Annotated in this window: 11 protein-coding genes; 5 read left to right on the top strand and 6 right to left on the bottom strand. The window is 71.8% G+C overall.

Features of this window, described 5'->3' with window-relative positions; translation table 11 throughout:
* Positions 1 to 100: 100 nt before the first annotated feature.
* Together QSK31_RS15325 and QSK31_RS15320 are read left to right on the top strand one after the other, a co-directional pair.
* Positions 101 to 934 (top strand): class I SAM-dependent methyltransferase, encoded by an 834-nt coding sequence (locus QSK31_RS15325; protein WP_285684530.1) that lies wholly within the window; start codon positions 101 to 103, stop codon positions 932 to 934.
* 56 nt (positions 935 to 990) lie between these two features.
* Complete coding sequence (locus tag QSK31_RS15320) at positions 991 to 1200, top strand: hypothetical protein (RefSeq protein ID WP_285684529.1); 210 nt, start codon at positions 991 to 993, stop codon at positions 1198 to 1200.
* 541 nt (positions 1201 to 1741) lie between these two features.
* Here the strand turns inward: QSK31_RS15320 and QSK31_RS15315 are convergent.
* Entirely contained in the window at positions 1742 to 2116 is a 375-nt protein-coding gene (locus QSK31_RS15315; protein WP_285684528.1) for a cupin domain-containing protein, read from the bottom strand.
* Positions 2117 to 2187: 71 nt separating this feature from the next.
* On the opposite strand from QSK31_RS15315, the gene QSK31_RS15310 reads away from it, so the two are divergent.
* Positions 2188 to 2625: a MarR family winged helix-turn-helix transcriptional regulator gene (locus QSK31_RS15310; protein WP_285684527.1), complete on the top strand. Its 438-nt coding sequence runs from the start codon at positions 2188 to 2190 to the stop codon at positions 2623 to 2625.
* Between the two features lie 47 nt (positions 2626 to 2672).
* The gene (locus QSK31_RS15305) at positions 2673 to 3323 is read left to right on the top strand and encodes a TetR/AcrR family transcriptional regulator (RefSeq protein WP_285684526.1); all 651 of its coding nucleotides are present in this window, start codon (positions 2673 to 2675) and stop codon (positions 3321 to 3323) included.
* Here QSK31_RS15305 and QSK31_RS15300 read toward each other — a convergent pair.
* From QSK31_RS15300 to QSK31_RS15280, 5 genes are all read right to left on the bottom strand, one after another.
* Entirely contained in the window at positions 3285 to 4163 is an 879-nt protein-coding gene (locus QSK31_RS15300; protein ID WP_285684524.1) for a phosphatidylinositol-specific phospholipase C/glycerophosphodiester phosphodiesterase family protein, read from the bottom strand. The genes QSK31_RS15305 and QSK31_RS15300 overlap by 39 nt on opposite strands.
* Positions 4164 to 4213: 50 nt before the next feature.
* A complete protein-coding gene (locus QSK31_RS15295) occupies positions 4214 to 6736 on the bottom strand; it encodes a DNA gyrase/topoisomerase IV subunit A (RefSeq protein ID WP_285684522.1) in 2523 nt (840 codons plus the stop codon).
* 13 nt (positions 6737 to 6749) lie between these two features.
* Positions 6750 to 8807 (bottom strand): DNA gyrase/topoisomerase IV subunit B, encoded by a 2058-nt coding sequence (locus tag QSK31_RS15290; protein ID WP_285684521.1) that lies wholly within the window; start codon positions 8805 to 8807, stop codon positions 6750 to 6752.
* Positions 8808 to 8931: 124 nt separating this feature from the next.
* Complete coding sequence (locus QSK31_RS15285) at positions 8932 to 9243, bottom strand: adenylate/guanylate cyclase domain-containing protein (protein ID WP_285684950.1); 312 nt, start codon at positions 9241 to 9243, stop codon at positions 8932 to 8934.
* The gene (locus QSK31_RS15280) at positions 9189 to 9536 is read right to left on the bottom strand and encodes an adenylate/guanylate cyclase domain-containing protein (protein ID WP_285684520.1); all 348 of its coding nucleotides are present in this window, start codon (positions 9534 to 9536) and stop codon (positions 9189 to 9191) included. The genes QSK31_RS15285 and QSK31_RS15280 overlap by 55 nt, the downstream gene beginning before the upstream one ends.
* Positions 9537 to 9714: 178 nt before the next feature.
* Between QSK31_RS15280 and QSK31_RS15275 the strand changes: the two genes are divergently transcribed.
* Entirely contained in the window at positions 9715 to 12519 is a 2805-nt protein-coding gene (locus QSK31_RS15275; RefSeq protein ID WP_285684519.1) for a helix-turn-helix transcriptional regulator, read from the top strand.
* Positions 12520 to 12567 lie beyond the last annotated feature (48 nt).

Raw genomic sequence — 12567 nt, 5'->3', positions numbered from 1 at the left:
GTAGTCCGCCTGCTCTCCACTGCGTCTCCCCTGTTCATCGGCCTTACCGCGCCATCTAACGCTATGCCTGGCAGGGCTGTCTCTTCGGTACGGTCTCCCCATGAGCGACTACCGCGACGTGAACCGGGCGAACTGGGACGACCGGGCCGCCGCACACGCCGCCTCCAGCGACTACAACGTGGCGGACTTCGCCGCCGACCCCGCCTACCTGAGCGACGTGGTCAGCTTCGACCGGCCGCTGCTCGGCGACATCTCCGGCCTGCGCGGCGTGCACCTGCAATGCCACATCGGCACCGACACCGTGTCGCTGGCCCGGCTCGGCGCGTCCATGACCGGCCTGGACTTCTCGCCCCGATCGCTGGAGCAGGCGCGCGCCCTGGCTTTGACGGCCGGCGCTGAGGTCGACTTCGTCGAGGCCGAGGTGTACGCCGCCCCGGACGTACTCGGCGTCGAAGGTTTCGACCTGGTCTACACCGGGATCGGGGCGCTGTGCTGGCTGCCCGACATCAAGCGCTGGGGCGAGACGGTGGCCAGGCTGCTCAAGCCCGGCGGCCGGTTCTTCATGCGCGAGGGCCACCCGGTGCTGTGGTCGCTGGAGTGGGAACGCGACGACGACCTGCTCGTGCTGGACCACCCGTATTTCGAGCGCGAGGCGCCGCTGGTGTTCGACGAGCCCGGCACGTACGTGAGCACCGAGACCGCGTTCGAGCACAACATCACCCACGAGTGGAACCACGGCCTCGGCGAGATCGTGACGGCGCTGCTCGACGCCGGCCTGGTCGTCACCGGCCTGACCGAGCACACCACGGTCCCGTGGGACGGCCTCGGCGGCGGCCGGATGCGCCGGCTGCCCGGCGGAGAGTTCCAGGTCGCGACCCGTCCCGAGCGGCTGCCGCACACCTACACGCTGCGGGCTGAGCGGCCGGCAGTTTAGAGATCGATGCGTACGGGGTACCTCGCGGTCCATCCCCACGACCGAGGAGACCTTTGATGCGCACCGGAAGCATAGGCGGCGTGATCGTCCTGATCTGGCTGATCCTGGGCGGCGTGGCCGCCTACGCCCGCGGCTACTTCACCAGCGACAGCGACGCGAGCTGCGCGAAGGCGGGCACGGTCGTGGTGACGATCGTGGCCGGCCCGCTCAACTGGCTCGGCGTCAACCCGAAGATCAGCTGCAACGTGCCCGAGCCCAGCAAGTGACCCTGTGGACAACGGCATTTTCCGTCACTTCCCGACGCTAGAGTCAGGCCCACCCAGTGACGGGGTGGGGGAGGTGGCGGCGCCCGGTTCACAATCTTGAAAAGAGCGCGCCGGCCGCCCGGTCCCACCGACCGGGCGGCCGAACCACCGTGAGCTGTCTTCGCGGGCGGCGCCCCTGCCACCCGCGAAGACCACCCAGGAAGAGCGGCGATCCACGCGCCGGTGCCAGCAACGCGTGCTCGCCACCCCACCGAATCTCAGGTCGTGCGACCGCCGTGGGGACGACCGGGCCGCCGTGGCCGGCGTCGCGGCCGGGCCGCGGGCCGTTGCGATCGGGGCCGGGCCGGGCCGGGACGAGCAGCATCCGTACGGCAGGGCGACAACGGAGAACCTTCCAGGCGTGAGTGTCCGCGAGTCACGCGGCGCGCCTCACGCTAACCATCCGTTCAGGTCGCGTGCATCGATTAAGCCAGACCTAAGCTCAACTTAGGCGTCCACTGCGGATGACCCCGCCCAGTCCGGAGTGGTTCCAGACTGACCCTCATCGTGTCCACGGTGGACGGATGACGTCGCCGTCGGCGGTGGTCGCCTCCAGGCCGACGCTCGTGGTGACCCACATCAGAGCCGGCCCGTCGCCGCCGTTGCCGACGGCCACCGAGGACCCGGCCGGCACCAGCACCACATCGCCGGGCGCGACCTGTGCGGCGACCCCGTCGAGGGTCACGGTCAGCGCGCCGGACAGCACCAGGAACACCTCTTCCCGGCTGACCCGATGCGGGACGCCCGCCACGCCCGGCTGGACCTCGAGCCGCCACGCGCACAGTTCGGCGCTGCCTCGCGCCGGCGCCGCGTACGAGTGGAAAACCGCACCGTGCAACCGATGCGCAACCGCATCGTGTTCTTTCACCACCGGCATGACGCCTCCCCTGTAGTCAAGCTCATTGACTATATAGTCAAGCAGCTTGACTTATATGTCAAACTGTCCGGGTGGCTGCCGACGATCTCCCCGCCCTCCTGCTGAGCGCCGCGCGCGGCCTGGTCGACAGCATCGACGCCGGCGTGCGCGCGCGGGGCTTCACCGATGTGCGGCCGGCGCACGGCTTCGCCTTCACCCTCATCTCCGGGGGCGGCGCCACGGTGGTCGAGCTGGCCCGGCACCTCGACGTCACCAAGCAGGCGGCCAGCCAGATGGTCGAGGAGCTGATCTCGAAGGGCTACGTGGACCGGCGGCCGCACCCCGCCGACGCGCGCGCCCGCCTGATCGTCCTCACCGAGCGCGGCTGGGCCTGCACCCGGGCCGCCGACGAGGCAGCCGCCGAGATCCTGGCCTCCTGGTCCACCCTCATCGGCGACCGCCGCCTCACCGCGCTGCGCGCCGACCTGGCCAAGCTCGCCGTGCCCGGCCGGCTGCGCCCCACCTGGTAGGAGGGGCCATGCTTGACGGCGATAGCTAATGGCATTAGCTTTGATTCATGTCCAGGTCAGGCCTAGGCCCGGCCGCGGTGGTCGCGGCCGGCGCGGCGATCGCCGACGAGGTCGGTCTCGCGGGACTGACCATGGGCCTGCTGGCCGAGCGGGTCGGGGTGCGGCCGCCCTCGCTCTACAAGCACGTCGGCTCCCTGGCCGCCCTGCGCCACGGCATCGCGATCCAGGCCGAGCGTGAACTCGGGGACGCCCTGGCCCGGGCCGCCGCCGGCCGGTCCGGCCCGGAGGCGGTGCACGCGTTCGCCGACGCCTACCGCCGCTGGGTCCTCGACCACCCGGGCCGCTACGCCGCCACCATCCACGTGCCGCCGACCGGCGACGAGTGCCCGCGGGCCTTGCTGCGCATCCTGGCCGGTTTCGGCCTGCGGGAGACCGGCGCCGTCGAGGCGGCCCGCACGGTGCGATCCGTCCTCCACGGTTTCGTCAGCCTCGAGGGCGCCGGGGGGTTCGGGCTGCCCCGCGACATCGACCGCAGCTACCGCATCCTGATCGACGCCCTGGTGACCGGGCTGCGATCGCCGGGCCACGCGGGCAGCGCACCCGCCGCTCACCCGTCGCGGCCCTCAGGCCGCGCCTCCGTCGCGCCTCCGTCGCAGCCCTCAGGCGGCGCAGGCGGCGGGCACCCGGCGCAGGAATGACTCCAGGCCGGCCAGGTCGTCGGTGTTGATGTGGTCCACGTCGGCGGCCACCAGCTCGCACCAGACCGCGTTCCGGGCCGGGCCGGCCACGTCCGGGGTCGCCCAGAAACGCACCCGCTGCCGGTCCGCGTGCGCGTCCCCGACGAACTGCCGCAGCTTCGCCCGCTCGGCCGCCGGGATCGGCCCGACACCTTGCCAGGTGAAGAGGGTGGTCCAGTTGTCGCTGATCAGCGGCACGAACGAGGCCCGCGCGCCGGAGTTCAGGTCGGTACTGCGACCGTCGTAGAAGGCGTACCGCACCCGCTGCGCCGCCATCAGCTCGCGCGGCCGGTCACCGCTGACCACGACGGTCACCGCGCCCGGCAGGACCCGGCCGTTGCGGTAGGAGGTCAGCATCCTCCGGTACGACCGCAACACCCGGTCCAGCTCGGTGTAGGTCGCCGCGCCGGTGTTCTTGATGTCCACCAGCAACTGCAACGGCCGAGGGTGGGCACGGTGGGCGAGCGGGTCCAGATAAAGGCTCTGGAGGGTACGCCCGGGCACGACGTCCCCGGGGTCGTGTGCGACGAGCAGTTCGCCGTCCACCAGGTAGACGTCCGCCTCCACACTGGTGAACCCGTGCGCCAGCGCGTCGAACAACGGCCGCTCGTGCTCGTAGTCGTTGTGCGCATGCGCGCGGGCGAGCGGCCGGACACCATGTGCCTGCGCGGCCGAGGGAACCGCCAGCCCGGCCGAGGGGGGAACCGCCAGCCCGGCCGACGGAACCGCCAGCGCGGCCGACGGAGCGAGGAACAGGACCGCGCAGACGCTGAGCAGGACGGCAAGAGCACGACGAGTCATGCGCCCCACGCTAGGCAGGGCAGATGATGATCGCCATGAATACCCGGTGATCAATCCCTTTCGATGTGGTGACCGACGATCTGCGGGCCCATCAGCACGGCCTCGCCCGACCCGTCGCGGCGGGCGTCCGGCTCGGGCAGGGCGACAGGCTCGCCGGTGCTCGAAGCCGCCGCCGGGCGCGGGCCCACCCAGGCCACGGTCAGGCGCGTCTCTCCCTTGAGGAAGCGCTGCGCCCGGACGCCGCCGGTGGCCCGGCCCTTCGCCGGGTAGGACGCGAACGGCGACACCTTGGTCTGCGTGCCGGTCGACGTGACCACCATGGGCTCGCCGTGCTCGGTGTCCCTCGTGTCGACCACGTTGAACGAGAGCACCTCGTTGTCCGCGGTGACGTTGATGCCCGCCATGCCGCCGCCCTTGAGGCCCTGCGGGCGTACCAGCTTGGCCGGGAAGCGCAGCAGCGACGCGTCGGAGGTGACGAAGACCAGCGTCTCGGCGCCGTCGGTGAGCCACGTCGCCTGCAGCACCTCGTCGCCGTCCTTGAGCGAGATCACCTCGAACTCGTCGGACCGCACCGGCCACTCCGGCGTGCACACCTTCACCACGCCCTGCCTGGTGCCCAGCGCCAGGCCGGGCGAGCCGTCGCCGGACAGCGGGGACAGGCCGACGACCTTCTCCCCCTTGTCCAGCGGGATCAGCTCGGACACCGACATGCCGCCACGCACCGAGACGGTGCCGGACTGCTCGGGCAGCACCGGCAGCGGCAGCACGTCCACCTTGAACGCCCGCCCCCGGTTCGTCACCAGCAGCACGCGCCCGCGGGCCGTGGAGTGCACCACCGCCCGGACGGCGTCGTGCTTGACCCGGCCGGAGCGGCGGCGGCCCTCGGCGGACTCCTCGCTCTCCGCCGCGGTCCGCGCGATCAGCCCGGTCGCCGACAGGATCACCTGGCACGGGTCGTCGGCCACCTCGAGCGGACCGGCCGGCACCGAGGCGGCCAGCACCTCCTTGAGGTCGCCGTCGATGAGCGTGGTGCGCCGGGGGCCGCCGAACTCCGACGCCACCACGGCCAGTTCGTCCGAGACCACGCCCTTGAGCACGGCGTCGTCGTCCAGGATGCGGCTCAGCTCGGCGATCTCCGTACGCAGGCGCTCCTGCTCGGTCTCCAGCTCGATCCGGTCGAAGCGGGTCAGCCGCCGCAGCGGGGTGTCCAGGATGTACGTCGCCTGGATGTCGCTCAGCCCGAACTCGCTCATCAGCGACGCCTTGGCCGCGGCCGCGTCGTCGCTGGCCCGGATGATCGCCACCACCCGGTCGATGTCGATCAGCGCGATCAGCAGGCCGTCGACCAGGTGCAGGCGGTCCTCCCGCTTGGTGCGCCGGTGCAGGGTCCGCCGGGTGACCACCTCGTACCGGTGCTTGAGGAAGACCTCCAGCAGCTCCTTGAGCCCGAGCGTCCGCGGCTGGCCGTCGACCAGCACCAGATTGTTGATGCCGAACGAGCTTTCCAGCGGGGTCAGCCGGTACAGGTCGGCGAGCAGGGCCTGCGGGTTGACGCCGACCTTGCACTCGATCACCAGCCGGGTGCCGTGCTCGCGGTCGGTGAGGTCCTTGACGTCGGCGATGCCCTGGAGCCGGGCGGCCTGACGCTGCCCCTTGCGCGGCCCGGAGACGATCAGCTTGCCCTTCACCTCGTCGGTGATCGCCTCGATGATCTTCTCGGTGCCTACGCCGTACGGCAGCTCGGTGACCGTGATCGCCTGCCGCCCGCGGCCGCCCTCGAGCAGCCCGGTGACGGCCCGCGCGCGCATCCGCACCACACCGCGCCCGGTCTCGTACGCCCGGCGCACCTCGTCCAGTCCGAGCAGCTGCCCACCGGTCGGCAGGTCCGGGCCGGGGACGATGCGCATGATCTCGTCGAGGTCCGCCTCGGGCTTGGTGATCAGGTGACGCGCGGCGGCGACCACCTCGCCGAGGTTGTGCGGGATCATGTTGGTGGCCATGCCGACCGCGATGCCCGACGTGCCGTTGACCAGCAGGTTGGGGAAGGCCGCCGGCAGCACCTTGGGCTCCAGCTCGGAGCCGTCGTAGTTGGGCTTGAAGTCGACCGTGCCCTCGCCCAGCTCCCCGACCAGCAGCATCGCCTCACGCGACATCCGTGACTCGGTATAACGCTCTGCTGCCGGTCCGTCATCCGGGCTACCGAAGTTGCCGTGCCCGTCGATCAGGGGGGCGTTCAGCGAGAAGGGCTGGGCCAGCCGGACCAGGGCGTCGTAGATGGCCAGGTTGCCGTGCGGGTGGTAGCGGCCCATCACGTCGCCGACCACGCGGGCGGACTTCACGTACGGGCGGTCGGGGCGGTGGCCCTGCTCGGTCATCGACCAGAGGATCCGCCGGTGCACCGGTTTGAGGCCGTCGCGTGCGTCCGGCAGGGCGCGCGCGTGGATCACCGAGTACGCGTACTCCAGGTAGGAGTCCTCGACCTCGGTGGTCAGCGAGTTGTCGATGACGTGGGCGCCTGCCTGGTCGAACGCGGACAGGTCCACCCGCTGCGATTCGTTCTTGCGGCGTGCCATGAACGTGTCCCTCTCAGGCGTCGATCGTCTCCTGGTCGATCCGGCCGGCGGCCTCGATCAACCAGTTCTTCCGCGGTTCCACGCGCTCACCCATCAGCAGTTCGAGGGTGGCCTCGGCCTGCTCGACGTCGTTGAGCGTGATCCGCCGGACGGTCCGGGTGGACGGGTTCATCGTGGTGTCCCACAGCTCGTCGGCGTCCATCTCGCCGAGGCCCTTGAACCGGGGCACCGGTTTCTGGACCTGCTTGCCGGATTTCTCCAGCCGGGCGATGGTCGTCTCCATCTCCTGCTGTGTGTACGTGTAGAGCGTCTCGCTGTTGCGCCCCTTGGTGACCACCTTGTGCAGCGGCGGCATGGCGGCGAAGAGCCGGCCCTGCTCGATGACCGGCCGCATGTACTTGGCGAAGAGCGTGATCAGCAGGGTCCGGATGTGCGAGCCGTCGACATCGGCGTCGGCCATGATCATCACGCGGCCGTAGCGCATGGTGCTCAGGTCGAAGGTGCGGCCGGACCCGGCGCCGAGCACCTGCACGATGGCCGAGCACTCCTGGTTGTCGAGGACCTGCTGCAGGCTCGCCTTCTGCACGTTCAGGATCTTGCCGCGGATCGGCAGCAGCGCCTGGTACTCCGAGCTGCGGGCCATCCGGGCGGTGCCGAGCGCGCTGTCACCCTCGACGATGTAGATCTCGCTGCGGGCGATGCCCGTGCTGCGGCAGTCGACCAGCTTGGGCGGCATCGACGCGCCCTCGAGCGCGGTCTTGCGGCGGGCCGCGTCCTTCTGCTGTTTCTGGGTCAGCCGGACCCGGGCGGCGTCCACGACCTTCTGCAGGACGGTCCGCGCCTCGGACTTGGTGCGCCGGCCGTCCACGTACTCCTTGAGGTGTTGCTCCACCAGGCCCTGCAGCACGCGGGTGATCCCGGCGGTGGACAGCTCGTCCTTGGTCTGCGAGGTGAACTGCGGCTCGGGCAGCCGGACGTGGATGACCGCGGTCATGCCCTCGAGGTAGTCGTCGAGAACCGGCGCCTCCTCCTTGGGCTTGAGCAGGCCACGGGTGTTGCGGACCGCGTCGGAGAGGCCGCGCACGAGGGCGCGCTCGAAGCCCTTGCGGTGGGTGCCGCCGTGCACGTTGCGGATCGTGTTGGTGAAGCACTCGACCGTACGGTCGTAGCCCGTCCCCCAGCGGAACGCGATCTCCACCTCGGCGCGGCGCACGACGTTGGACTGCATCACGCCGTTCTCGTCGGCGGCGTTCTCCTTGTAGGTGCCCTCGCCGGTCACCATCAGGATCTGCGACACCGGCTTGTCCGCCGCGGGCGTGAGGAACTCGACCATGTCGGTGAGCCCGTTCGGGAAGTGGAACGCCTCGGTGACCGGCTCCTCGGCCGTGTCGTCGCGCAGCGTGTACGCCACCCCGGGCACCAGGAACGCGGTGTTGCGCAGTTTCGCCCGGACCACGTCGACGTCGAGCCGCGCGCCGGTCTCGAAGTACCGGGCGTCGTACCAGTACCTGATCGAGGTGCCGCTCGCCTCGCCGCGTTTCATCTTCCGCACGGTCCGTAGGCCGGACTCGGGGTGGAAGCGCGCCCGGGGACCGTCGCCGTCGAAGACGCCGGGCACGCCACGCTGGAAGGAGAGCGCGTGGACCTTGCCCTCACGTTTCACCGTGACGTCGAAGCGCAGCGACAGGGCGTTGACCGCCGAGGCGCCGACGCCGTGCAGGCCGCCGGACGTCTTGTAGCCCGACCCGCCGAACTTGCCGCCGGCGTGCAGCCGGGTCAGCACGAGCTCGACGCCGTTCATCCCGCTCTTGGTGTTGATCGCCGTCGGGATGCCCCGGCCGTCGTCGTCGATCTGCACCGAGCCGTCGGCGTGCAGCCACACCGCGACGTTCGTCGCGTGACCGCCGGCGCCCTCGTCGGTGCAGTTGTCGATGATCTCGTTGGCCAGGTGGTTGACGCCACGGCTGTCGGTCGAGCCGATGTACATGCCCGGTCGCTTGCGGACGGCGTCGAGGCCCTCGAGATGCGTGAGGTCGTCGGCGCCGTACAAGATCTCGGGTTGCGCGGTCACGGTGCGTTACTCCCCGCTCGGCTGTGGGCTGTGAGGTCGCGGCGAGCCTACCGGGGCGCCCTGACGAGTTCGCGCCGACGAGCCGATGCGGGAAGCGCACGTCGTGGTACAAACGGGACTAAAGTCACGCCTGGTGAGCTAGAACACAAGTTCGAACGTCCTGCGAGAGCGCCCGGAAGAGGTCGACCGGGCGCGAACGGCCGGCCAGCAGGACAGGCGGCAACTCCTGGTAGGCGGTCCTCCGGTCGGAACAGGCGCGGGTCGCGTCGTCGACCACGACCGTGTCGTGCGGCGCGTACGCCTGCAACCGGGCCGCCGTGGTCACCACGCTGCCGCTGATCATGCCGAAGCCGCCGTCCCGCGCCGCCGCCACGTCGACCATCACCTCGCCGGTGGCCACACCCACCCGCGTGCTGATCTCGTGCCGGCCGGCCAGGCGTACCCCGGAAAGGGCCTGCTGGATCGCCAGGCCGCACCCGACCGCCGCCGCGGCGCCCCCTCCGGACGCCGCGACGACAGGCCGAACACCGCCATCACGGCGTCGCCGACGTACTTCTCGACGACTCCGCCGTGCTCGCGGACCACAGCCGACACCGCGGTGAAATAGTCCATCTGCACCGCACGCACCTCCGCGCAGTCCAGCTCGTCGACCAGCGTCGTGAATCCGACGATGTCGACGAACAGGACGGACACGGTCTGCCTGCGTACGTCTGTCGCGATGATGGCCATCTCCCACGCTCCCCAGATCGGCGTTGGTGAGGACAAACCTTGGCAGCCGGGCGCCGGGCGCCGGATCGGCAGAACTACTTAGAAGGCCGTGATACACGATCGGGCGGTCAGTTTTGTGACGCAGATCAGCCTGAACCGACGAGCAGGTGATACGTGGATCCGGTTTAGGCTCCCCTGCATGGCCAGCGAAGCGGACGACACGCCCCTTGTCGGGCGCGCCGACACGCTGGACAAGATCTGCCACGACCTGGCCGACACCGGGCCGGGCGGGACCGCCGCGGTCTTCGTGACCGGCGAGAGCGGCGTCGGCAAGAGCCGGCTGCTGCGCGAGGTGGCCGCCCGCGCCACCCCGGGGCGCACGGCCGTGCTGACCGGCGCCTGCCTGGACATCGGCGACGCCTCCCCGCTGCACCCGGTGCTGGCCGCGCTGCGCCGGGAGGACCGGGGCTTCGACACCGACGGCCCCGATGCCGGCGCCCTGCTCGACCGGGTCTCCCGTGCCCTGCGCGAGGTGGCCGGCGACCGGCGGCTGCTGCTCGTCCTCGACGACCTGCAGTGGGCCGACCGCAGCACCCGCCAGCTGCTGCTCTACCTGCTGGCCGGTCTCGGCGAGGTGCGGCTGTCGGTGCTGGCCGCGGTGCGCGCCGAGTCGCTGCAGGGCACCCACCCGCTGCGCCGGGTGCTGGCCGAGCTGCGCCGGTTGCGGTCGGTGCGGGTGGTCGACCTCAGCCCACTGGACCAGGCCGCCACCCGGGAACTGGTCACCACGATCGCCGGTGACACCCTCGCCGAGGACGCCGACCGGGTGTTCAAGCGCAGCGGCGGCAACCCGTTCGTGGCCGAGGAGCTGTCCCGCGACCTGCGCGACGGCCGCGTGGAGCTGTCCGACACGCTGCGTGAGATCTTCCTGTCCCGGGTGGATGAGCTGCCCCGGCCGGCGCACGAGGTGGTCCGCGCGGTGGCGGCCGGGGTCGAGCCGGTGCCGCACGACCTGCTCGCCGCGGTCGTGCCGCTGCCCGGCGACGAGCTGATCGCGGCGGTCCGCGCGGCGGTCGCACACCGCATCGTGACCAGCGCGGGCGACGGCTACCGGCTGCGCCACCGCCTGGTCGCCGAGATCCTCGAGCACGAGGTGCTGCCGGTCGAGAACGCCGGCCTGCACCGGCGGTACGCGGAGGCGCTGACCGGCGGCGACGATCACGCCCGGCTGGCCCTGCACTGGCAGCGGGCCGGCGAGCGGGAGCGCGCGCTGCCCTCGGTCGTCGCGGCGGCCCGGGCGGCCGAGTCGCTCTACGGCTTCGCCGAGGCGCACCGCCACTGGACCCTGGCTCTCGATCTCACGGCCGAGGACGACCCGGGCCGTACCGAGCTGCTCGGGCACGCCGCCGAGTCGGCCCACCACAACGGCGAGCACCAGCGCGCGCTGGCCCGGCTGGAGGAGCTGGCCGCCCGCCCCGACGGCCCCGGCGCCTGCCAGATCCACCTGCGCCGGGCGCGTTACCTGGCCGCCGCCGGGCGCTCGGCCACCGCCGAGACGGAGTACCGCAACGCCCTGGCCGTGCCCGGTTGCACCCCCGCCGAGAAGGTCACGGCCGCCGCCTACCTCGCCGAGCTCCTGCTGCACCTGGGCCGTTACGCCGACGCCGGTGAGCGGGCGCGCGAGGCGCTCGAGCTGGCCGAGCAGCTCGAGGGATCAACCGCCGATCGGGTACGCGCGTCGGCGGCGCTCGGCTTCAGTCAGGCGTTCCGGGCCGACCCGGACGCGGGCCTGGCCGTGATCCGGCAGGCGGTGGCGATCGCCGAGGAGTCCGGCCACCCGGACGACCTGGGCTGTGCCTATCTGCACCTGGCTGAGCTGCTCACCGGACCGCTCAACTCGCTGGAGGAGGGCGTCCTGGTCGCCCGGCGGGGCGCGGCGCGGCTGGCCGAGGACGGCGTGGGCCGCTCGTACCAGCTGCGGCTGCTGGCCATCGCGGCGAACGGGCTGTTCCGGGTCGGGCAGTGGGCCGAGGCCGATCGGATGCTCGACGCGGCGATGCGGCAGCGGCCGTCCGGCGCGGACGCGGTCGAAATCCTGCTGGCCCGCTGCCGGCTGTGGGTCGGCTTCGGCGACGTCGAGGCGGCCGAACGCGACCTGGACGCGGTGGCGACCGTCCTGGCCGGTGGCGGCGCCCGGCACGTGCTGCCGATGCTCACGTTGCGCGCCGGCCTGGCCATGTGGCTGGGCCGGCACGACGAGGCCCGCGCGGCGGTGCAGCGCGGCCTCACCGAGACCCGCTCCGACGACCTGGTGCTGCTCGGCGTGCTCGCCTGGCACGGCCTGCGCGCCGAGGCGGAGGCGCACAGCGGCGGCGAGGTGCCCGTCGACCGGTCCGCGATCCGCCGGTTGACCGTGGTCGTGGAACGCATGGCCAAGGGCGTCGACAGCGCGGCGCCGCCGGTCCGCGCGGTGATCGACGGCTACCTCGACCTCTGCGCGGCCGAGCTGAGCCGGATCCACGACCAGCACGACCCGGCCGTCTGGGCGCGCGCGGCCACCGCCTGGGACAAGCGCAACCACCCTTACCCCGCTGCGTACTCACGGCTGCGCCAGGCCGAGACGCTGCTGCACCACCGGCGCAGGGCCGCCGCGACCGCCGCTCTGCGGGCGGCGTGGACGACCGCGCAGTCGATGGGCGCCAGGCCGCTCGCGGCGGAGATCGGCACGGTGGCCGCCCGCGCCCGGATCGCCCTCGCCGAGGACGAGGAGACCCCGGCCCCGGCGGCGCCGGTGGCGGAGAGCGGCGAGCTCGCGGCCCTCACCGGCCGCGAACGCGAGGTGCTCGGCGCGGTCGCCGAGGGCCTGACCAACCGGGAGATCGGCCAGCGGCTGTTCATCAGCGAACGGACCGTCGGCGTCCACGTCGGCCACATCTTCGACAAGTTGCAGGTACGCACCCGGGTCCAGGCCAGCCGGGTCTTCCTGGAGAACCGCGCGGCCTGATACCCACGCAAGCGGATATACGTCGTTCTACCGATTCCTACGTACGCC

This window comes from Actinoplanes sp. NBRC 103695, from assembly GCF_030269485.1.
GTDB lineage: Bacteria > Actinomycetota > Actinomycetes > Mycobacteriales > Micromonosporaceae > Actinoplanes.
This window is presented reverse-complemented; position numbering and strand designations above follow the sequence as displayed.

What these genes read in the sequence shown, in the direction of transcription:
- QSK31_RS15325 (WP_285684530.1), top strand. Translation starts at nt 101, where the DNA reads ATGAGCGACTACCGCGACGTGAACCGGGCGAACTGGGACGACCGGGCC.
- QSK31_RS15320 (WP_285684529.1), top strand. Translation starts at nt 991, where the DNA reads ATGCGCACCGGAAGCATAGGCGGCGTGATCGTCCTGATCTGGCTGATC.
- QSK31_RS15315 (WP_285684528.1), bottom strand. Translation starts at nt 2,116, where the DNA reads ATGCCGGTGGTGAAAGAACACGATGCGGTTGCGCATCGGTTGCACGGT.
- QSK31_RS15305 (WP_285684526.1), top strand. Translation starts at nt 2,673, where the DNA reads ATGTCCAGGTCAGGCCTAGGCCCGGCCGCGGTGGTCGCGGCCGGCGCG.
- QSK31_RS15300 (WP_285684524.1), bottom strand. Translation starts at nt 4,163, where the DNA reads ATGACTCGTCGTGCTCTTGCCGTCCTGCTCAGCGTCTGCGCGGTCCTG.
- QSK31_RS15295 (WP_285684522.1), bottom strand. Translation starts at nt 6,736, where the DNA reads ATGGCACGCCGCAAGAACGAATCGCAGCGGGTGGACCTGTCCGCGTTC.
- QSK31_RS15280 (WP_285684520.1), bottom strand. Translation starts at nt 9,536, where the DNA reads ATGGCCATCATCGCGACAGACGTACGCAGGCAGACCGTGTCCGTCCTG.
- QSK31_RS15275 (WP_285684519.1), top strand. Translation starts at nt 9,715, where the DNA reads ATGGCCAGCGAAGCGGACGACACGCCCCTTGTCGGGCGCGCCGACACG.